Genomic DNA, 20,766 nt, shown 5'->3' on the forward strand with positions numbered 1-20,766 from the left:
TACAATATTGATATCTATTGTTACAGTGTCTAATACAACTCATCGGAAATTAAATATTTAACGGGATACTATTGACCATGAAAATCCCAGTCAGTCCACCTGATTTTATAAAAACCATTACAGAAAAAAATGAGCTTTTTGCCAGGGCTTTCAATGCAAGGATAACAGATGAAAAGGGCCGATATCTTCATTGGGACAAACTTAGACATTTAACGCCACCAGATGAATTAACCAGCGAAGAATGGTGGGCCCTCATTAGATTTAAAAGACAAAATCTATTCACGACACTTCCATTATACGATAAATCTAATCAGCCTTTTAAATTCTGTACTCCTGATGCCGTCAATCGTGATTTGCACTGGCTTGATATGAATGCAGCCGGAACTGTTACCGCCAATCAACCCATTGCAAATCAGGGTATGCAAAATACATATTTAATCAAATCTCTTGTCGAAGAAGCGATAAATTCCAGTCAATTAGAAGGTGCCTCCACGACAAGGCACGTTGCAAAAGAAATGATCAGGCAGGGAAGGGGCCCAAAAGATAAAAGCGAACAGATGATTTTGAATAATTTTCATGCGATGCAGTTTATAAGGGAGTTTAAAGAGGATGAATTAACACCTTCCTTCCTTTTTGAACTTCACCGGATATTAACGGAGAAGACATTAGATGATCCAGAAAAAGCAGGTGTCTTCAGGTCAGAAAATGATAAAGTGTATGTATCTGATCACACTGGTTATACCATTTTACATTCGCCACCGAATGCCGCGGAATTAAAAAAACGGTTGGAATTTTTATGTAAATTCGCCAATCACAAGTCAGATGCGGGTTTTATTCACCCTGTCATCAGGGCCATAATACTTCACTTCATGTTGGCCTATGACCACCCCTTTGTTGATGGTAATGGTAGAACGGCAAGGGCATTATTTTACTGGTCAATGATAAGCCAAGGATATTGGTTATCAGAATTTATTTCCATATCTCGAATTATTAAATCAGCACCCGTTCAGTATGGCAGGGCATTCCTGTACACGGAAACTGACGATAACGATGCCACCTATTTTATAATTCATCAACTTGAAGTTATTAGAAATGCCATTCAAGACCTCCATGCTTATCTGGAAAAAAAGACGAAGGATATTGAAGAGGCGCAAAAAACATTACGGAATGCCAAACACCTTGGAGGGAAGCTAAATTTCAGGCAGTTAGCCATTCTTCGTCATGCTCTGAAAAATCCAAGATTTATTTATAATATCAACGAACATCGCAACTCACATGGAATTTCCTATGAAACTGCCAGAAAGGATTTATTATACATGTCGGACAAATTAAATCTTTTAAGCAAGCTGAAAGAGGGGCGAACTTTTATTTTTATTTCACCTTCAGATCTCGAAGAGCGGATTAAAAAAAGTTAACCAGTGCATGTGTGGATCAGCATACCCCTTCACAAAAGCACCTTCAGCAGGCCGGATGCCACAACATTCAGTTCACATTTAAAACCCCGTGATTTGAAATACAGGCGGCTCGATTCTTGATTTCTTGCACTCCGGACACTTTCCGGGTTTCTTGAAACTTTTTCTGTCCTTAAATTCAAATCCGCAGCCCAGGCAGTAGCATGGTGTTATTTTAATTTGTTTTTTCTGGTGGCGGATACTTTTTTCAATGGATGGCAGGTGTGAGTATGCTTCTTTTTCTCTGATCCGCAGGGCCTTTGAAAGATCTCTTGCGGTCATGGGCTCCGCTTCCAGGCAGCGGATGATCTGTTCTCTGATTGTCAGTTGCTTGTCAGATTTCATAATATTACCCTTACTGTATAAAAACCGGAAATCCGTGTCCAGTTTTTTCCTGACTACTGCCGCTGTTGCAGGTGCCTGGCCCCCAGCCGCATGGGAATAATGACACAGGCTGTGCAGATCAGGGGAACCAGCACAAAACTGACCGCACTCCATGCCATTTCATATCCGGCCAGGGGCCGGTTTTTGATACCGGCCATGAAAATGGTGTAGACGGGACCTGCTTCCAGCAGAATGACCGCGGCCACCAGCGCGGCACAGGCAGTCATATAGACCATGCCGCCGAAACTGGTAACACTTTTCAACGGGCTCTCCAGATTGAAATCTGCAAATATGCTGCCGATGCCGATGGCAAGCGCGGTCACGGGCGGCACCACCAGGGCCGTGGTGACAATGGAAAGGATCATCATGAAGACCGTGACGTGAAGCAGGATATTGGTGGTGATGATCAGCACCTGGGCCATGATGAACAACGGGACCAGATAAACCAGAAATTTGATCCACAAAAACCGTGACAGGGACACGGGCGAAGACCGGATAATCCAGAACGCTTCGGACTCCATGCTGACGGCGGGATAGGCAAACCGGCCGGCCACGGCCGTCAGCACAAACAGGGCCAGCCCCATGTTCAGAAAACTGAGCAGATTTTGAAGATAAAATGCTTTGATGGGAGATCGGTCCAGGGGCAGCAGGGTAAAATTGTATATATAGATGATGATCAGGGCCAGGACCAGAAAAATCTGGCTCCACTGGGTCTGGTCCCGCATGAAGGACCGGATCTCCCGAAAGGCCAGGGCCAGGGTCAAAGAGGGCTGCTTTTTTTGCATCAGGCGGGCATTGTCCGGTCCTTTCACCGTCTTTTGCTTTTTGCCCAGGCTTTTTGACAACCCTTTTTTATAATACAGGTCAGCCGCCAGAAGCATGACCAGCAAAGCCACCAGAGAAAAGCTCCAGGACAGGGCCATATCGATCAGGGCCGGGCCTGTGTTTTTTTCCAGCAGGTTCTGGATGCTGTCAAAGCACCAGGTGCCGGGAAACCAGGGATATGCCGGGGTTTCCAATGAAGCCAAGTACAACAGCACGGTGTTGAAGGCTTCCGGGTCCACCAGCTGTTCGGGCCGGATCATGCGGGCAGCCAGATACAGCAGGCAGAACACCAGAACGCCGGAAACCACCAGAACGCTTCTCAGCCGGCCGGCCGGGATCACCCGGACCAGAATAATGACAAAAATGCCTCCCAGAACCGATGCCGTCACCGACAGGGATATGACGGCCATGCCCATCAACACCAACGTCAGACCGCCCCTGTCAAAAACCAGCACATAAGACAGCAGCACGGGGATGAGATACAGCAGCACCATCCAGGAGCCGTCCACGTAAGCGGCCGTCCACCGGGACAACAGCACCTGCCAGGCTGCCACGGGCATGGCGTGCACACAGATCAGGTCTTTGGACAGATAAAACCGTGACACTGAGGTGATAACGGCACTGATGAACAGCAAGGAAAACGCCACGGTAATGATCATGGACAGCATTTTATAAGACAGCAGTGTTCCGATCTCATCAATACCGGAAAAATACATCAGGACCCGCCAGGAGATCCAGAACGTGCCGGCCCAGAAACACAGGCCCAGCAGCGCCAGAAAAAACAGCTTCCAGGGGATGCGGGATGCGGATTTGTGACACAGCTGATTTTTCATGCCCCGCAGTCCCGGGGTCAACAGCAGGATCACCGCATTCACGGGACTTCTCCTGATCCGGTCAGATCCAAAAACAGATCTTCCAGCCGGTCATGGGAGTCACCGGCCCGGGCCTGGAGCTCGGCAACGGTTCCCTGGGTCAGGATCCTGCCTTTGTGGATAATGGCCACCTGATCACAGATGCTTTCGGCGATTTCCAGGGTATGGGTGGACATGAACACGGTTTTTCCCTTATCAGCCAGATCCCGGAACAGTTTTTTCACCAGCCGGATGGCGGCCGGATCCAGGCCCACCATGGGTTCATCCACAATGATGATCTCAGGATCATGAATCAGGGCCGATGCCATGACCAGGCGCTGTTTCATGCCGTGGGAATAGGATTCGATCAAATGATCGGCATACTCCTGCATGGCAAACAGCGACAGATACCGGTCCCGGGCCGCAATAAAATTTTCGGGCCCCACCCGGTAGATATCAGCGCAGAATTTTAAAAATTCATTGCCCGTGAGTTTTTCATATAAATAAGGCCGGTCCGGAATGAATCCGATTTTCTGTTTGGCTGCTTCCGGACGGGTGTTCAGATCGATGCCCGCAATCCTGACCGTGCCTGTGTCCGGCACCAGTATGCCGGCCAATATCCGGATGGTAGTGGTTTTTCCGGCCCCGTTGGGACCGATAAACCCGAACAAGCACCCTGCGGGAATGGACAGGGTCAGGTCCTTGACGGCCGTGACCCCCTGATATTGTTTGGTGATGTTTTGAATGGATATCATGGTTGTCTGGTTTCCACAATGGTGATCTGTATGTTGCCGATCATGCCGGCAAGGGCGGCTCCTGTTTCGTTTTCCGATGTCATAATTCCCACATGGGTGACATCGGCCGGCACCTGGTTGAATACGGCATCGCCCGTGACCCAGTGCCCGATGAAAAAAGCATTCCAGGCATGGTACATAAACCGGCCGTCCAGGTAGGTCAGACCGGTTTCGATCCGGGTGGGGATCCCGGCGGCCCGGCCCAGGGCCGCCAGCAGAACGGCATGTTCGTTGCAGTCCCCTTTTTTGACCGCCAGGGTGGACAATGCATCCGGAATGGACGGGGCCGGCTGTTTGTCAATCTGTTCAAACACCCAGGTGACCAGTTTTCTGACCTTCTTAAGATCATCAGATGTATCCTGGACAATGGATCGGGCCAGGTGGATGATTTTGGGATGGTCGGACTGGATGAACGGCCCGGGGGACAGAAAGCGGGCCGGTTCCGGCCGGGTCTGAGGTGCCTGCGGGTCCTGCAGGGCCGGGTAAGCAAAATCACGTGCCAGCGGCTCTTTGGTAATGGTCAGCCGGCTGCCGTCAAGGGTCTGCCGGTGGGTCTCAAAATTATAGGCAGACAGATCAATGCCGGACAGACCGATGACCAGCCCGGTCAAAGCGGCCTGGTTTTCAATGGGTTTGTCAGGTATGACCGCGGCCAGGCGGGTCAGGTCATGGCGCGGCGACTGGGTGATCCCTGCCATGGCCTGTTCTCGGGTACCGGCTTCCAGCCGCATGCCCAGCATGCCGGTTTCCAGCACCACCCGGCCTTCAGGATTCATCCAGACCGTCTGGGTCAGGTTGCCGACCGACAGATCCACGGCCCGGGCCTGGACCGGGGCACCCAACACCTGAACGGTTTCAAGACCTCTGACACGGACGAATGCCGGGACAAACTGCAAAGCCGCCGGGTCAAACAGGGAATAGGACAGGCGGGTGCCGGTTTCCGGGGGGTTTGCCCACAGATCCAGAAGAATCCCGGCCGCTGTATAGGGCCGGGTTTTGATGCGGATGTCATACGGGTGTTCATCAAAGCCCGTCCCGACAGTGAAAACCCTTAAAACAGACCCTTTAACCACGCCGGAAGCCTTGAAATCAAACAGCCCGGACCGGATGGAAAAATCAAACGCATCCAGGCTGAAATCAAAATTGAGTTCAGAGCGGGTCGCCATATCGACGGTCTGAATCATCCCCATGGCATTGAACCGGAGTGCTGCCGTGTCTTCCACCGTATATCCCGTGCCGGTCCGGTTCACCCGGGACACGGCATAACCGGCTTTTTCATCTTTAATGAAAATGGCTTTCCAGGTTTCTCCTGGCATAACTTCGGGCACTCTACCACTGGGCAGGCCCCGGCCGGGGTGCACGGACTGGCTGTAAAAGCGGAACCAGAGCAACCCGGAAAAAACAACGATTCCCAGAACCGTTGCAAAACAAAACCATTTCTGCCGGTAAAGCGCCATGTTTTTCCTCCCGGTTTGGTCTTCTTCGATGATTAAGGGCCGCCTCAAAAATAAAATCACATTTTTGATGGTGTCAATTTGTAGTTCCAATCAGTCAGTTGATGGTGTTTCTCAATCTTGATTTCTTTCATTTGCTTGTCAGAAACTTTTTCCCCTGTTTTATATTTTTTTTTGACGAAATGAGCTTTAACTGTTAATCCTGTTGACGTTTTTGTTGTTCGTATGTATTTCAAAACCGTTTCAAAAGACTTCAAAGGGTGACCGGCCCAGTTTTTACTGATTTCACTGAACAGGCGGTGCTCTATAGGGTTCCATTTTGATGTCCCCGGCGGATAATGACAAATCTGGACTGATAACCCATGTTCATCACAGAGTTGCTTTTGTATTTGGTATTTCCAAACCCTGGATCGATAACCATTGCTACCACCTGAATCAGCTACTATCAACAGTTTTGTTTTTTCAGGATATTGTTTTTTTCCGTATTTTCTCCACCATTTTTGAATACATTCAACAGCAAAAGATGGTGTATCAGCGCTATGACCAACAAAGACAGTGCCCGAATTTCTCTGGGTATCATAAATCCCATATGGAACAGCCTTTCCCACAGCATGGGTTGGAAAATCATGATCATAAACCGCTATGGGGGTCTGTTGCCAGAGTTTTCCATGATTTTTGAAATTTCCTATCAATTCTTTTTTTTTGGTGTCTACGCTGATTGTGGGCAAACCCTGTGATGCAAACTGTTCCCTCAAATTGCCAATATATTCAAATTGTCGATTTCTTTTTTCAGGGTCTGGATTGGCTGCGCCAGATGCCAATTGTTTTGCATTTACCCGAAGGGAAAATCCCATGCCTTTGAGAAGCCGGCAAACAGTATTTGAACTGACATCAATACCAATGGATTTCAATTGTTCAGCTATCTTTTCCGTCGTCTTCCGGGTCCATTTGAGTCCCGTGATAGGATGTCCCGCAGTTTCATATTTCAAGATTTTTTGGATTTTGGAGATGATTTTTGGAATTTTTTTTCCACTGGTTTTCTGCCGCCACCTTTTTCCCGAACAGATTTTGTCTTGATTGTTCCTCCCAAAATTTCGCGGCGGCCCTTTGCAATAGTATGGGGATCTAATCCAAAAAAATCAGCCATCTTCTTATCACCGCCATGACCAATTTTGAATGATTCAAGACCAGCATAAAGACGGCGCTGTTTTTCGTCCAACAGGCTGTAAAAAAGAATAATAGCGGCCTTTAGTTCATCCCGAAAAACTTCAATCTCATACGTTCTATCAAAATCGACAAGCGGTTCACCACTTTTCCGGAGTGTGATCTGCTGCCGCTGTTTAGATGGGTCCTGTGAAAAATATATAAACACCGTTGATATTTTTTTTCGATAAAGCCGTTTTTGTCGGAAAAGCTCCAACAGGGGATGCTTCACTTCGACATTTAAAATCCGGGAAAGCTCCTGAGCGGAGAATCCAGCCTTGGATAGATTAACAAATTCTGCGGTCGTTTCTATCAAATTACCATATTTGGAGAACCAAATAGAATTGAAAGACCATAATCCGCTTTCATCAAAATTAGCAATAGATTCGAGTGTATAATATTTTCCTCGATGAGAGTAGCTGGAAAGATAACCCAACGATTTAAGCTTTCTGAAAACAGTCATGGTGCTGTTGGTGAACAACTCTTTTTTTATTTGATCTAACGTACTAATTTTATGAAATTTTAAATAGTTTTCTACTGCTTTTAAATCACTGCTTTCTGAGGCCATGGAATGATATAGTTCCCCCGATTATAGTAATAATTAGGCGAACTATACCAAATATACACATAGGCTGTCAATAAAATATTTCGTCGTAAATGCCTTTAAATTAGAGACATAAAAACATATGTGTGATAATAACCCTTTCAAAATAGTTGATAGAATTAATCCAAAATATGTTATATTAATTTTGAGCCAGCCCTAAGACAACCCCTCCCCTTTTGTCAACTGAAATCTTGCTGCCAGTCCATTTTCACCTTGACCCTGGCCGGTGCCGATGGTATATAGAATGGTTTTATTAAACACCTGAACGGCAGGTGTTGGTTTATTTAATCCCTTGCTCCGGAATCATGCCGGGGCTTTATATCCGCAAGGAGATGAAATGAGGAAGTACGAAACCGTCATTATTTCTGACCCTGATCTTCAGGATCAATCACGCACGGACCTGCTTGATAAAGTCAGAAATATCATTGCCAAAGAAAATGGTATTGTGTTGTATGTTGATGACTGGGGCAGCAAAAAACTGGCCTATGAAATCAACAGAAAATTCCGGGGCCACTATATCTGCCTGACCTATGGGGGCACCGGGGACCTGGTCAAGGAACTTGAAAGAAATCTGAGACTCAGTGACGATGTCATGAAATACATGACCATCCTTGTTTCCACAGACGAGACTGCGGAATCTTTGGCCAAAGAGGCTCAGGATGCTGAAGCGGCAAAAGCTGAAACAGCCACATCCCAGGATGCTGAAAAAACAGCCGATGCCGAAACAGACAAAGAAACCGATGACTCGGATGCGGATGAAACATCAAAAAAATCCGATGAAACCGTCACAGACGATCAGAATTGAATTTAGTTAGAAAGGATACTGATTATGTATAAAGACCAGGCCCAAAGAGGCGGTGCCAAAAACAGATTTTACCAGCGCCGGAAAATATGCCGCTTCTGCGTGGACAACGACATGGTAATTGATTACAAAAACGCCAAAACATTAAAACAGTTCATTACGGAACGGGGAAAAATCATTCCCCGGCGCATCACAGGCACCTGTGCCAAGCATCAGCGCAAATTGTCGCTGGCCATCAAACAGGCCCGCCAGATCGCTTTGCTTCCGTTTGTGGGCCGACCCCCGCAATAGATCAGACAGCCGGAATCATACAAGATGTCCCCTATTATCGTGCATCCATCCGCCATCAAGGATATTATCCTGGGAATTTGCCTGTGTGTCCTGATTTTTGCCGTCAGCTACACGTTTCCTTTGCTGGGGGTGTTTGCGCTGCTGCTGCTGCCCCTGCCCGTGCTGTATTTTCGTTTAAAGCTGGGCAGAAACAGCGGCAGTATCATTGCCGGGGTCAGTTTTCTGGTGCTCCTGGTGATGAGCCGGGGCCTTGCCTTTGATACCCTGTACTTCGGCGCGTTGCTCATGACCGGGTTGTTTCTGGGAGAATGCATTGAACGTCAGTGCCGCATTGAAAAAACCATGCTGTTCACCGTGTCGGGTGTTCTTGGCGTGTGTGTGGCTGTCTTCGGTGTGTACACGGTTTTTCAGTCCCGGGGGATCGGGGAGATGGTTCACGCTTACATTTCCCAGTACCTGGAACTGACGGGTGCATTATATACGGATATGGGAATTGAAAAAGCCCAGATCGATGCCCTGAATGCCGCGTTTCTGGTTGTCATGCCCGGGATGTTCATTGTGTCGTACATGACCACGGTTTGGCTCAACATCCTGGTCATCAAAAAACTGCTGGCCCGGATCGGCATCCGGTTGAAAAACATGGAAGCGTTGAACCGGTTCAAAGCACCGGATCCACTTGTCTGGGCCGTGATCGGTTTCGGCGTGATTCTGGCCCTGCCCGTGGGACCTGTCAAGTATGTGGGCATCAACTGTCTGATCATTTTAATGCTGATTTATTTTTTTCAAGGAATCGCTGTTATATCATTTTATTTCCAGAAAAAAGAATCCCCGACCTTTCTGAAGGTTTTCTGTTACGGCCTGATTGCCGTGCAGATCTATTTTCTCATTCTGGTCATCGGTCTGGGATTTTTTGACAACTGGATCAATTTCAGAAAGCTGGAAATACAGGAAAAATGATAAAAAAACCCTTCAGCCCATGCAAAACGGGCTGACCCTTTTTGGAGGTTTTACATGAAAGTCATATTGAAAGAAACCATCGATACCTTGGGGATTGCAGGCTCGGAGTGCGAAGTGGCTCCGGGATACGGCCGCAATTACCTGCTTCCCCAGGGAAAAGCCATGCTTGCCACACCCCAGAACCGACGGGTCATGGAACAGGCCCGGGCCAAGCTGGAACTCCAGATTGCCAAAGAGAAGAAACTGGCCGAGGAAATGGCTGAAAAAATCAAAGGCGTGGTTTGCAAGCTCAAAGCCAAGGTCCGCGAAGAGATTTATCTTTACGGCTCCATCACCACCCATGACATCAAGGAATCACTGGGCAGCCAGAATATCGGGGTGGAACGCCGTGCCATTCTTCTGGCGGAACCCATCAAGGAAACCGGTGAATACAAAGTACCCATCCGGCTCTACAAGGATGTGGAACCTGAAATCACCGTGATCGTTGAAGCGGAAGAAAAACAGGACAATTAAACAACCTTTGTCTGTGCGGCCCGATGGATTGATTCTTTGGGCCGCACAGGCATTCAACCTGCTGGAACCCACGTGCCCCAGAACCGATCCAGAAAAACCGACCCGTTGCTAGACCGGACCCCGCCCCATGATCTGGATGCGGAAGCCTCGCTGTTAAGCGCCATTTTCATCAACAACGATGTGTTGTATGATATTACCGACATCCTGACACCGGAAGACTTTTACAAAGGGGCCCATAAAAAAATATTCCGGGTCATCCTGGATCTGTCGTCCCAGGAAGAACCGGCAGACCTGGTCACGGTTGCCCATGCCCTGAAAAAAAAAGACGAGCTGGAAAGTATCGGCGGGGCCGCCTATCTGGCGGCCATATCCGATACCGCACCCGTGGCGGTCAATGCCGTGCACTACGCCCGGATCATTCAGGGCAAAGCCTCGTTACGGACCATGATCGATGCGGCATCAAAAATCATCCAGCGATGCCTGGAAGACAAAGAGGATGTGGCAGAGACCATTGATTTTGCCGAATCCACCATATTTCAGATATCGGAAAAAAAATCCGGGGGCGCGTTCAGACCCCTGGGCGAACTGATCAATTTAAATATTGACCATCTGGAGGACCAGCAGGGTAAAGATGGGGGTCTGTCCGGTCTTTCCACGGGGTATATGCGGCTGAACAAAATTACATCCGGACTTCAGAAATCAGATCTTATCATCCTGGCGGCCCGTCCCAGTATGGGGAAAACCGCGTTTGCCCTGAACATCGCCAGAAACGTGGCCATGGAAGAACAAAAACCCGTGGCCGTCTTTTCCCTTGAAATGTCCAATGAACAGCTTTCCATGCGGTTGTTGACCTCTGAGGCCCGGATTGATTCCAACCGGTTGCGCACAGGGTTCATCAGCCAGGAAGACTGGCAGAATGTCACGGATGCCGCCAGCATGCTCAATGAAATACCGATCTTCATCGATGACACCCCCAATATCTCGGTCATGGATGTGCGGGCCAAAGCCAGAAAACTGTTTCAAAAACACGGGGAACTCGGGCTGGTCGTCATTGACTACCTTCAATTGATGAAAGCCCCGTTTCATTCCGAGCGGCGGGATCTTGAAATCGCGGAAATCTCCCGGGGCCTTAAATCTCTGGCCAAGGAATTGAACATTCCGGTCATGGCCTTGTCCCAGCTCAACCGCATGCTGGAACAAAGAAGCGACAAACGCCCCATGATGTCGGATCTCAGGGAATCCGGGGCCCTGGAACAGGATGCCGACATTGTTGCGTTCATCTACCGGGATGAAGTCTACAATAAAGAACCGGACAATCCCAAAAAAGGAACGGCTGAAATCATTGTGGCCAAAAACAGAAACGGTGCCATTGGCACGGCGTTGATGCATTTTCACGGACAATATACCCGGTTTGAAGAACTGGCACCGGACAGTTATCAGGAATTTCAATGAACAAACAAGTCTACGGAAATCTGACGGGCCTTCGCAATACCCAGCTCAAACGCATTGAAAACCTGTACGCCCAGAAATCCTCCCCGGAATATATCATCAGCCCGGACATTGCCGTGGAACTGGTTGAGATCAGCCATGAAATCCGTCGCCAGACAGGCGTGCTGGTGGACCGGAACGGAAAAATCGTCTGTGTCATTGTCGGAGACTCCCACGGTATCGTCATACCCGTGACCCCGGATCATATGGCGATTCCCGGGCGCCTCAAAGGGCTGCGGTGCGTACATACCCATTTAAAGGACGAGCCTTTAACCCGGGATGACCTGACGGACCTGGCTTTGCTCCGCCTGGATTTTATCACGGCCGTGTGTCTGACTTCGGACGGCCGGGCCGGGCCGGTTTATTCGGCCCATGTGCTGCCGGAAGAAACCAAAGAGCCTTATCAGGTGCTGCCCCCTGCCACGGTGTCTGATCTGAACAATGACTGCCTGACCCGCATTCTGGCCCTGGAAACGGAACTGTCCCGGAAAAACGCGTTGCACAAACCCGCATCCGGTCTGGAAAATGCGTTTCTGATCAATGCGGTCACCCAGGATGCAGATGCGGCTTACGCGTCCATGGATGAACTCAAGGAGTTGTGTAAAACCAGCCAGATCACGGTTATCGGCACGGCCGTTCAGCAAAGAAAACGCATTGATCCCAAATTTGTGGTGGGAAAAGGCAAACTGTCCGCTCTGGTGATCCAGGCCATTCAGAACCATGCCACGCTGCTGATATTCGACTGTGAGCTCACCCCGTCCCAGATCCGGTCCATAACCGATTTTGTGGAAATGAAGGTGATTGACCGGACCCAGTTGATTTTAGATATTTTTGCCAAACAGGCCAAATCCAGGGAAGGAAAACTTCAGGTGGAGCTGGCCCAGCTGGAATACCTGCTGCCCCGGCTCATCACCAAAAATACGGCCATGTCCCGGCTGACCGGCGGCATCGGAGGCCGGGGACCCGGTGAAACCAAGCTGGAAATCAACCGGCGGCGGGTCAGGGATCGCATCACACGCCTGAAAAAAGAGATTACCAAAATCCGGAAACAGCGGCATCAGCAGAAAGCCAGGCGCCGGCAGAGAAACATTCCCGTGATTTCCATTGTGGGATATACCAATGCGGGCAAATCCACGCTGCTCAATACCCTGACCCAGAGCGACATCATTGCGGCCGATCGTCTCTTTGCCACCCTGGATCCGTCTTCCAGACGTCTGCGGTTTCCTGCGGACACAGAAGTGATTGTCACGGACACGGTGGGATTTATTCAGCATCTGCCCAAAGAATTGATGGAAGCGTTCCATGCCACATTGGAAGAACTGGCTGAAGCCGACATTATTCTTCATGTAATCGATATCAGCAATCCCCGGTATATGCAGCAAAAAGAATCCGTGGAAAAAATTCTGACACAGCTGGATCTGGATGACATTCCCGTCTTGTATGTTTTCAATAAAATGGACCGGGTGGACATGGCTGAATTTGACACCCCCTGGCTGTTGAATGAAGGGGTCTGTATCTGTGCCCGCCAGAAGCAGAGCCTGACCGGTCTGATCGAAAAACTGGAATCCATGGTCACCCTGCCGGCATCCCATTTAAGGGTTGACCAATGAGGTTTTATGCTTTACATATACGGCGTTTCAAAAATCAAAAGAGATAAACATACAGGATGATACCCGATAAAATGACCGATTTTGACCATGAAAAAGCCGATTCCCTGGACACGCCCGAGTGTTTTGGGGAATTCAGTAAAACCAATCAGATGTGCCAGAACCATTGCGCCGTTTCAATTCAATGCTGCCTGATGCGAAGCATCCATCCCAAAGTCGGTTTGTTTGAAAAACTGCTGATTCACAACCATTACGCGCCCAAACCCCATTAAGCCGCTTTAAACAGATCGTCAGCTCTGTTCTTTTGACGGGTCAGGAAAAAATTTTACCCGGATTCAAAATCTGCCGGGGATCAAATACCGCCTTGATCTGCTTCATGATGGCCTGTTCTTTTTCTCCGATCTCCCAGGACAGATACCCTTTTTTGGTCAGCCCCACCCCATGTTCACCCGTGATGGTTCCCCCCAGGGCCAGGGTTGCGGCAAACAGTTTGTCCACAGCGTTATGGGCCTGTTTCACCTGGGCGGCATCGGTTTTGTCATACATGATATTGCAATGGATATTGCCGTCTCCGGCATGGCCGAAACTGACAATGGTCAGGCCGGATTCCTGCTGAAGGGTCTGGATATGCGACACCATGTCGGGAATTTTTGATATGGGCACCACAATATCTTCGTTCAGTTTCTGGCTGGCAATTTGATACAGCGTGGGAGACAACGCTTTTCTGGCCTGCCATATGGCGGCTGCCTGAACCGGGTCCGAAGCCATGCGAATATCCAAAGCACCGGATTGCAGACAAAAAGCCCGGATCTGTTCGGTCTGGGATTTCACCAGTGTTTCATCCCCGTCCAGTTCCAGAATCAGCAGGGCTCTTGTCTGTTCCGGCAGATCCGATTGCAGCTGATTTCTGACCAGGGCAAGGGAGGCTTCATCCAGATATTCCACACACCGGGGAATCACGGCCCGGCGCATGATGCCTGACACGGTTCGGGCCGCCTTTCCCATGTCATCAAAACAAACCGCCATGGTGGCCACGTATGCCGGTTTCGGCAACAACCTCAGCGTGATCCGGGTGACAATGGCCAGCGTGCCTTCCGATCCCACAATCAGCCGGGTCAGGTCATACCCGGCCACCCCCTTGGCCGTGCACACCCCCGTGTGGATGATATCCCCGTTGGGCATCACGGCGCCAAGCCCGAGCACATAATCCCGGGTTACCCCGTATTTCACGGCCCTGGGACCGCCGGCACATTCCCCCACATTCCCGCCGATGGTACACACGGCAGAACTGGCCGGATCCGGCGGATAAAACAGCCCTTTGTTTTCCACAGCCGTATGCAGATCCGCCACAATCACTCCCGGTTCCACAGAAGCGATAAAATTGTCCGTGTCAATGTCCAGTATCCGGTTCATGCGGGTCATGGCCATGACCAGTCCTCCCTGGACCGGCACGGCCCCGCCGGTCATGCCGGAACCGCTGCCCCGGGGAATGACGGGAATCCGTTTTTCCCAGGCCAGGCGCATGATATCCGCCACCTGGGCTTCCGATTCCGGAAACACGACCGCATCGGGCATAAAGGACTGCCCCGGGGCCGCATCATAGGAATAGCAGACCCGGTCTTCCGGATTCCGGGTGATCTGCGCATCTCCCACCCGTTTTTTCAGGAGTCGATAAACCGCATCATCCAGGCTCATTTAAAATTTACCTGATTCAATTTTTTTTGACAGATACCGGATCTGTTCATACAGCACCCCTTTGTGCTGAAGTTCCTTTTCCACGGCATTCACTGAATAAATGGCTGTGGCATGGTACCGCTTGAAACTGGAACCGATTTTTTTGATGGGTTGATCCGTATATTTTCTGGACAGAAAAATTGCCACCTGCCGGGGTTTGACAATGTGTTTTTTCCGGGATTTTGATATCAGATCCTGCTCCGTGATATCATATTCCTTACACACCAGTTTCTTGATCCCGTCGATGGTGATGCGTTTCTGATGCTTGCGGATATTGGCCAGCACGCTTTTTGCCAGCTCAATATCAATGTGCCGGCCCAGCAGCTGTCCTTTGGCTGCCACACCGAACAGACCGCTTTCCAGCTGTCTGACATCATCGCATAATTCCTGGGCAATATATTCCGTGACCGAGTCAGGGATCAGACAATTGAGGTTTTTTGATTTTTTTCTTAAAATTTTCACCCGGGTTTTAAAATCCGGTGCTTTGATTTCCGTCACAAGCCCCATAGTCAATCGGGATTTAAGCTGATCATCCAGTTTGGGAATATCATCGGGCAGATCACATCCTGAAAATATAATTTTCCGGTTGGCATCCAGCAGATAGTCCAGGGTCACGGCCAGTTCTTTTTGAATGGCTTTTTTACCGGCCAGAAAATGGACATCTTCTAAAATCAGGACTTCACATTTTTTGCGGTATTTTTCCTTGAATGATTCAATGGTGTTATTTCTCAGGGCATATATCATTTCATTGGTAAAATCTTCCGCTGTCACATAATATACCCGCAACGCTGTATGATGGGTGATGACATGGTGTCCCACGGCCTGGGACAAATGGCTTTTACCTAACCCGGTTTTACCCAGAAGATACAGCATGCCCGCCCCGTTCATGTTCCCCTGGGCCAAAGACAAAGACGCGGAATAGGCAAAACTGGAGTTGTCTCCGACCACGAAATCATCAAATGTATACCCTTTTTTAAGCAGCCGGCCGCCGTTGAACCGTGGATCAAACCCGGGCAGACTGGCCTGAGCCAGATCGGTTTTTTTTGATTTTCCTTTTCCCACCTGGTTCCCGGGCACATGGCCGGGTGTTTTGGGGGGCGTTTTTGTTTTGAACTCGATCCGGACCGGTTGTCCCAGTTTATGAAATTCCTGCTCAAACAACCCCAGATAATTGTCCTTCAACCGCTTGATAAAAAATTCATTCGGGGTGGACAGACACAGCCGATCCTCCTGAAAGGTCAGGACTTCAAGCGGGTCTACCCACATCCTGTAACTGTGATCCGGAATTGATTTCTTGATTTGAGATTTGACCTGTGCCCAGAATTTATCCATGGTATTATTCACTCAGACCTTTCTGTTTCTATTGAACATGCTACAAATTTGACTTTACCAATAAATGGCAAGGATGGTACTGAAATCTACGACTCTCACTGAATATTTCATGGCGTAAAAAAAAGCATGTGTTTTTCTATTCGAATATCAGATTTTGGTCAAACCGGATCAGTCATGTTAGGGCAATGTTAGAATTTTCATTGGCATATTTATTCAACTATTTGAAATTATAGTCTATTTTTTTGTGAAACAACTGATTTATTAAACATTACAGTCACTTTTACAACTGGTTATTTTTTCAGACAAAATAACGGATATTGATAATTTAAATAAAAAAAATAAAAATTTTTTCTTTGATTTTCTTCAGATTACTCTGATTTTCTTAATAATTTAAACAAAATCCAATTTATTGCCTCAATGCTAATATACCAAGGGTTTCACAATTTAAATTGTTGCCCTTTGCAAATGGGCCGGCATATTTACAATCGGTCCCGGGGGTAGTATATATTACCTTTAAACTTTAACCTGATTTTTTCAATACATCATGCCTGTTCCCTTTGTAGAAAAACCAATTGGGTCTGATAAACCCATCATCGGCATCACCATGGGAGATCCTCTGGGCATCGGTCCGGAAATACTGGTGAAAGCCTTGTGTGGACATGAACTTCAAGCCTTGTGCATCCCTGTGGTGATCGGGGATCAAGATATCATGCACACAGCGATTTCAAAGTTTTTAATTCCGTTGCGCATCCACAAGATCCATGATCCGAAACAGGGCAAAGAGGATCCCGGGTATCTGAATCTGCTGCCCGTCTCTTCTCTGAAACTGAATATGTCTATGCAACCGTCCATGACATCTTCAATCGGAAAGGCCATGGCGGATTACATCCATACGGGCGTTGATCTGGCCCTGTCCGGCATGATTGATGCCCTGGTCACAGGACCCATCACCAAAACCGGACTCAAGATGGCGGGATCCCGTTTCCATGGGCACACGGAACTGATCGCCCACCAGACCGGAACAAGAAAATTTGCCATGATGCTGGCCGGGAAAACCCTGAAAGTGGTTCTGGTGACCATCCATATGCCTCTGGCCAGCGTGCCGGATTCCCTGACACAGGAAAAAATTTTAGACATTATCCATCTGACATGTACAGATCTTAAAACCCGGTTCAATATTAAAGCCCCCCGCCTGGCCGTGGCCGGACTGAATCCCCATGCCGGAGAAGCCGGTCTTTTCGGTCATGAAGAACAACGAATCATTGCCCCGGCTGTCAAAACCGCACAAAACCAGGGCCTGGATATTCAAGGGCCCATGCCCCCGGATACGGTGTTCAATTACGCCATAAAGACCGGTTGTGATGCCGTGGTGTGCATGTACCATGACCAGGGACTGATTCCCTTTAAGCTGATTCATTTCAAGGACGGGGTGAATGTCACCTTGGGACTGCCCATTATCCGGACATCCGTGGACCACGGCACCGCCTATGACATTGCCTGGAAAGGATGTGCCGATCCCACCAGCCTGGTTGAAGCCGTCAAAATGGCGGTTTTCCAGGCCCGGCACCGAACCGACCGGAATCTGCCCCATGACTGACATCATTATTCAGGGGGCCAGGGAACACAACCTGAAAAATATCGATGTGCGGATCCCCAAAAATTGTCTGACCGTGGTCACGGGCCTGTCCGGATCCGGCAAATCCACCCTGGCCTTTGACATCCTGTATGCCGAAGGCCAGCGGCGGTATGTGGAATCGTTGTCCACCTACGCCAGACAGTTTTTAGGGCAAATGGCCAAACCGGATGTGGACAGCATTGACGGCCTGTCCCCGGCCATTGCCATTGAACAGAAAACCGCCGGCCACAATCCCCGGTCCACGGTGGGCACCATCACGGAAATCTATGATTACCTGCGGCTTTTGTTCGCCCGGGTGGGAACACCCCATTGTCATCAATGCGGGAATCCCATTGAACCCATGACCGTTGACCAGATCTGCGACCGGATTCTGACCCTGCCTGCCGACACCCGGATAATGCTTCTGGCACCGTTGATCCGAGACCAGAAAGGCCGGCATGACGCTGTGTTCGACCGGATGAAAAAACAAGGGTTTGCCCGAATGCGGGTGGATGGGAAAATCTGCCGGACCCAGGACCATCCGATTCTGGAAAAACAAAAAAAACACACCCTGGAAGTGGTGGTGGACCGTCTGGTCATCAAGCCGGGCATTGAAAAAAGATTGAGTGATTCTCTGGAACTGGCGTTAAGCCTGTCCAAGGGTCTTCTTATTGTGATGGATCTAGACAAAAATCAGGATCGGCTGTTCAGTGAGACGGCATCCTGCTTAAACTGCCATATCAGTTATCCGCCTTTTACTCCGGCCAGTTTTTCGTTTAACTCCCCCCAGGGGGCCTGCCCTGTTTGTGACGGTTTGGGATCCATCACGGCATTTGACCCGGACCTGATTGTGCCGGATCCGGGATTGTCTCTGCGCCAGGGAGCGATTCTTCCCTGGCAGAACAGGGATTCGGTGCAGTTCATGGAATTTTTAGACGCGCTGACCACCCATTTTGACCAGGATATCTATACCCCGTTCAAAAACCTGTCAGACCGGTTCCAGCATGTGTTGCTGCACGGATCCAAGGAAGAACTCATCGAGTTTTACACAGAGCAGGCCGGCAAAAAAATCCGGAGCAAAAAAAATTTTGAAGGGGTGATTCCCTATTTAAAACGCCGGTATAAAGAAACCGATTCCAAATCCATCAAAGAAGAATTAAAGCGGTATATGAACGCCCGTGTCTGTTCCCGGTGCCAGGGCACCCGGCTGAATCCGGCATCGGCCCATGTCCGGGTCAGCGGGCATACGATCTGGGAAATCACACGCCTTCCCATTAAACGGACGCTGGCAGCCATTGCGTCGTTGACTTTGACCCGGAAAGAGGAACAGATCAGCGCCGGTATTATCAGGGAACTGACCCAGCGGCTTATCTTTCTGGACAATGTGGGGCTGGATTACCTGTCTCTTTCCCGGTCTGCAGATACGCTGTCCGGCGGTGAAAGCCAGCGGATCCGTCTGGCCACCCAGATCGGCTCCAAACTGACCGGCATTCTCTATGTGCTGGATGAACCCAGCATCGGCCTTCACCGCAGGGACAATGCCCGGCTGATCAAAACGCTCATGGATCTGAAACATCTTGACAATACCGTGGTGGTGGTGGAACACGACACCGATACCATTTTGGCTTCCGACCATGTGATCGATATGGGTCCGGCTGCCGGGGTTCATGGGGGCCAGGTCATATTTTCCGGCCCGCCTGAAAAACTGACTGCCTGCCCGGATTCGCTGACGGGCCAGTATATCAAGGGAATCAGACAGATCCCCATTCCGGATATCCGGCGAAAAGGCAACGGCCGCCATTTAACCCTTGTCAATGCAGAAGCCAATAATCTCAAACAGGTCACCGTGTCGTTTCCTCTAGGATGTTTTATCTGTGTGACCGGCGTGTCCGGATCCGGCAAATCCTCGCTGGTGCTGTCCACGTTATATCCGGCGCTGTGCAACCAAATTGCATATACAAATAAGCTGGTCGGTGCCCATGACCGGATCACGGGCATCCAGCATCTGGACAAAGTGATTCATATCGACCAGTCCGCCATCGGTAAAACGCCCAGGTCCAATCCCGGCACCTACACGGGGGTGCTTCCGGCCATCCGTGAATTGTTTGCCAGAACACCGGATGCCCGGGCCAGGGGATACAAACCCGGACGGTTCAGTTTCAATATCCGGGGGGGGCGATGTGAGGCATGTGCCGGAGAGGGCGTCATCAAGATTGAAATGCAGTTTCTGCCCGATGTTCATGTGCGCTGCGATGTGTGCAAGGGCCGGCAGTTCAACCGGGACACCCTGGATATCCGTTACAAAGGCAAAAATATTGCCGAGGTGCTGGACATGACCATTCACCAGGCGGTCCGGTTTTTTGACACCATTTCCGCCATCCAGGCCAAACTGTCCACCCTGGTGGAGGTGGGACTGGGCTACATCACTTTAGGTCAGTCTGCCGTCACCCTGTCCGGGGGAGAAGCCCAGCGCATCAAACTGGCCAGGGAACTGTCCAAAAAAAGTACGGGAAAAACCATTTATATTCTGGATGAACCCACCACGGGCCTGCATGCCGATGATATCAACCGGCTGCTGTCGGTTCTGGACCGGCTGGTGGCCGCCGGCAATACCGTGGTGGTGATTGAGCATAACATGGATGTCATCAAATATGCCGACCATATCATTGATATGGGACCTGAAGGGGGGGACAAAGGCGGCCGGATCATTGTTCAGGGAACCCCGGAACAGGTGGCCGAACACCCGACCTCTTTTACGGGATATTATCTGTCAAAAGTGCTTCAGAAAAAAGACTGAATCCGGCTTACGGGGTCTTTGGCATGACACCTTTGTTTTGGGCCGGATTCTTTGCCGGCCCAAA

18 protein-coding genes are annotated in these 20,766 nt (G+C 49.6%); 10 read left to right on the plus strand and 8 right to left on the minus strand.

Annotated features, from left to right (window positions below; genetic code table 11):
• The first annotated feature begins 77 nt into the window (after positions 1 to 77).
• On the plus strand, positions 78 to 1,415 hold the full coding sequence (locus K365_RS0111630) for a Fic family protein (RefSeq protein WP_024334692.1): 1,338 nt from the start codon (positions 78 to 80) through the stop codon (positions 1,413 to 1,415).
• A gap of 78 nt (positions 1,416 to 1,493) precedes the next feature.
• Here the strand turns inward: K365_RS0111630 and K365_RS0111635 are convergent, their stop codons facing one another.
• The 6 genes from K365_RS0111635 to K365_RS28720 are packed head-to-tail and all read right to left on the minus strand — an operon-like array spanning position 1,494 to position 7,530.
• Positions 1,494 to 1,796: a transcriptional regulator gene (locus tag K365_RS0111635; RefSeq protein WP_024334693.1), complete on the minus strand. Its 303-nt coding sequence runs from the start codon at positions 1,794 to 1,796 to the stop codon at positions 1,494 to 1,496.
• Positions 1,797 to 1,849: 53 nt separating this feature from the next.
• On the minus strand, positions 1,850 to 3,535 hold the full coding sequence (locus K365_RS0111640) for a putative ABC transporter permease subunit (protein ID WP_024334694.1): 1,686 nt from the start codon (positions 3,533 to 3,535) through the stop codon (positions 1,850 to 1,852).
• A complete protein-coding gene (locus K365_RS0111645; RefSeq protein WP_024334695.1) occupies positions 3,532 to 4,266 on the minus strand; it encodes an ABC transporter ATP-binding protein in 735 nt (244 codons plus the stop codon). Before K365_RS0111645 ends, K365_RS0111640 begins: the two co-directional genes overlap by 4 nt.
• Positions 4,263 to 5,762 carry a transglutaminase-like domain-containing protein gene (locus K365_RS0111650; protein WP_156887715.1) on the minus strand — a complete coding sequence of 500 codons (1,500 nt, stop codon included), beginning with the start codon at positions 5,760 to 5,762 and terminating at the stop codon, positions 4,263 to 4,265. The genes K365_RS0111645 and K365_RS0111650 overlap by 4 nt, the downstream gene beginning before the upstream one ends.
• A gap of 56 nt (positions 5,763 to 5,818) precedes the next feature.
• Positions 5,819 to 6,826 carry an ISAzo13 family transposase gene (locus K365_RS27285; protein WP_337833249.1) on the minus strand — a complete coding sequence of 336 codons (1,008 nt, stop codon included), beginning with the start codon at positions 6,824 to 6,826 and terminating at the stop codon, positions 5,819 to 5,821.
• The gene (locus tag K365_RS28720; protein ID WP_024334639.1) at positions 6,745 to 7,530 is read right to left on the minus strand and encodes a hypothetical protein; all 786 of its coding nucleotides are present in this window, start codon (positions 7,528 to 7,530) and stop codon (positions 6,745 to 6,747) included. The genes K365_RS27285 and K365_RS28720 overlap by 82 nt, the downstream gene beginning before the upstream one ends.
• A 373-nt stretch (positions 7,531 to 7,903) precedes the next feature.
• Here K365_RS28720 and rpsF point away from each other — a divergent pair, with 373 nt between their 5' ends.
• The 7 genes from rpsF (at position 7,904) to K365_RS0111690 (ending at position 13,496) form a co-directional block, all read left to right on the plus strand.
• Positions 7,904 to 8,371 (plus strand): 30S ribosomal protein S6, encoded by a 468-nt coding sequence (rpsF, locus tag K365_RS0111660; RefSeq protein WP_024334698.1) that lies wholly within the window; start codon positions 7,904 to 7,906, stop codon positions 8,369 to 8,371.
• Positions 8,372 to 8,395: 24 nt separating this feature from the next.
• Positions 8,396 to 8,659 (plus strand): 30S ribosomal protein S18, encoded by a 264-nt coding sequence (gene rpsR, locus K365_RS0111665; protein WP_006965078.1) that lies wholly within the window; start codon positions 8,396 to 8,398, stop codon positions 8,657 to 8,659.
• A 24-nt stretch (positions 8,660 to 8,683) separates the two neighbouring features.
• Positions 8,684 to 9,616 carry a DUF2232 domain-containing protein gene (locus tag K365_RS0111670; protein WP_024334699.1) on the plus strand — a complete coding sequence of 311 codons (933 nt, stop codon included), beginning with the start codon at positions 8,684 to 8,686 and terminating at the stop codon, positions 9,614 to 9,616.
• Between the two features lie 54 nt (positions 9,617 to 9,670).
• A complete protein-coding gene (rplI, locus tag K365_RS0111675) occupies positions 9,671 to 10,129 on the plus strand; it encodes a 50S ribosomal protein L9 (RefSeq protein WP_024334700.1) in 459 nt (152 codons plus the stop codon).
• A gap of 72 nt (positions 10,130 to 10,201) precedes the next feature.
• Positions 10,202 to 11,581 carry a replicative DNA helicase gene (gene dnaB, locus K365_RS0111680; protein WP_024334701.1) on the plus strand — a complete coding sequence of 460 codons (1,380 nt, stop codon included), beginning with the start codon at positions 10,202 to 10,204 and terminating at the stop codon, positions 11,579 to 11,581.
• Positions 11,578 to 13,227, plus strand: a complete 1,650-nt coding sequence (hflX, locus tag K365_RS0111685; protein WP_024334702.1) for a GTPase HflX — start codon at positions 11,578 to 11,580, stop codon at positions 13,225 to 13,227. The genes dnaB and hflX overlap by 4 nt, the downstream gene beginning before the upstream one ends.
• A 71-nt stretch (positions 13,228 to 13,298) precedes the next feature.
• A complete protein-coding gene (locus K365_RS0111690) occupies positions 13,299 to 13,496 on the plus strand; it encodes a hypothetical protein (protein WP_024334703.1) in 198 nt (65 codons plus the stop codon).
• Positions 13,497 to 13,536: 40 nt separating this feature from the next.
• On the opposite strand, the gene K365_RS0111695 is transcribed toward K365_RS0111690, so the two are convergent.
• Both K365_RS0111695 and dnaA read right to left on the minus strand, forming a co-directional pair.
• Positions 13,537 to 14,919, minus strand: a complete 1,383-nt coding sequence (locus tag K365_RS0111695; protein WP_024334704.1) for an FAD-binding oxidoreductase — start codon at positions 14,917 to 14,919, stop codon at positions 13,537 to 13,539.
• Entirely contained in the window at positions 14,920 to 16,302 is a 1,383-nt protein-coding gene (dnaA, locus tag K365_RS0111700) for a chromosomal replication initiator protein DnaA (RefSeq protein WP_337833239.1), read from the minus strand.
• Between the two features lie 592 nt (positions 16,303 to 16,894).
• On the opposite strand from dnaA, the gene pdxA reads away from it, so the two are divergent.
• A complete protein-coding gene (pdxA, locus tag K365_RS0111705; RefSeq protein ID WP_245569165.1) occupies positions 16,895 to 17,887 on the plus strand; it encodes a 4-hydroxythreonine-4-phosphate dehydrogenase PdxA in 993 nt (330 codons plus the stop codon).
• The gene (gene uvrA, locus K365_RS0111710) at positions 17,880 to 20,702 is read left to right on the plus strand and encodes an excinuclease ABC subunit UvrA (RefSeq protein ID WP_024334707.1); all 2,823 of its coding nucleotides are present in this window, start codon (positions 17,880 to 17,882) and stop codon (positions 20,700 to 20,702) included. Before pdxA ends, uvrA begins: the two co-directional genes overlap by 8 nt.
• Positions 20,703 to 20,766: the final 64 nt, after the last annotated feature.

It is taken from the genome of Desulfotignum balticum DSM 7044 (assembly GCF_000421285.1).
Lineage (GTDB): Bacteria > Desulfobacterota > Desulfobacteria > Desulfobacterales > Desulfobacteraceae > Desulfotignum > Desulfotignum balticum.

Bases quoted from the DNA above. Each gene is read 5' to 3' on its own strand.
- K365_RS0111630 (WP_024334692.1), top strand. From the start codon at position 78: ATGAAAATCCCAGTCAGTCCACCTGATTTTATAAAAACCATTACAGAA.
- K365_RS0111635 (WP_024334693.1), bottom strand. From the start codon at position 1,796: ATGAAATCTGACAAGCAACTGACAATCAGAGAACAGATCATCCGCTGC.
- K365_RS0111645 (WP_024334695.1), bottom strand. From the start codon at position 4,266: ATGATATCCATTCAAAACATCACCAAACAATATCAGGGGGTCACGGCC.
- K365_RS0111650 (WP_156887715.1), bottom strand. From the start codon at position 5,762: ATGGCGCTTTACCGGCAGAAATGGTTTTGTTTTGCAACGGTTCTGGGA.
- K365_RS28720 (WP_024334639.1), bottom strand. From the start codon at position 7,530: ATGGCCTCAGAAAGCAGTGATTTAAAAGCAGTAGAAAACTATTTAAAA.
- rpsF (WP_024334698.1), top strand. From the start codon at position 7,904: ATGAGGAAGTACGAAACCGTCATTATTTCTGACCCTGATCTTCAGGAT.
- rpsR (WP_006965078.1), top strand. From the start codon at position 8,396: ATGTATAAAGACCAGGCCCAAAGAGGCGGTGCCAAAAACAGATTTTAC.
- K365_RS0111670 (WP_024334699.1), top strand. From the start codon at position 8,684: ATGTCCCCTATTATCGTGCATCCATCCGCCATCAAGGATATTATCCTG.
- rplI (WP_024334700.1), top strand. From the start codon at position 9,671: ATGAAAGTCATATTGAAAGAAACCATCGATACCTTGGGGATTGCAGGC.
- hflX (WP_024334702.1), top strand. From the start codon at position 11,578: ATGAACAAACAAGTCTACGGAAATCTGACGGGCCTTCGCAATACCCAG.
- K365_RS0111690 (WP_024334703.1), top strand. From the start codon at position 13,299: ATGACCGATTTTGACCATGAAAAAGCCGATTCCCTGGACACGCCCGAG.
- K365_RS0111695 (WP_024334704.1), bottom strand. From the start codon at position 14,919: ATGAGCCTGGATGATGCGGTTTATCGACTCCTGAAAAAACGGGTGGGA.
- pdxA (WP_245569165.1), top strand. From the start codon at position 16,895: ATGGGAGATCCTCTGGGCATCGGTCCGGAAATACTGGTGAAAGCCTTG.
- uvrA (WP_024334707.1), top strand. From the start codon at position 17,880: ATGACTGACATCATTATTCAGGGGGCCAGGGAACACAACCTGAAAAAT.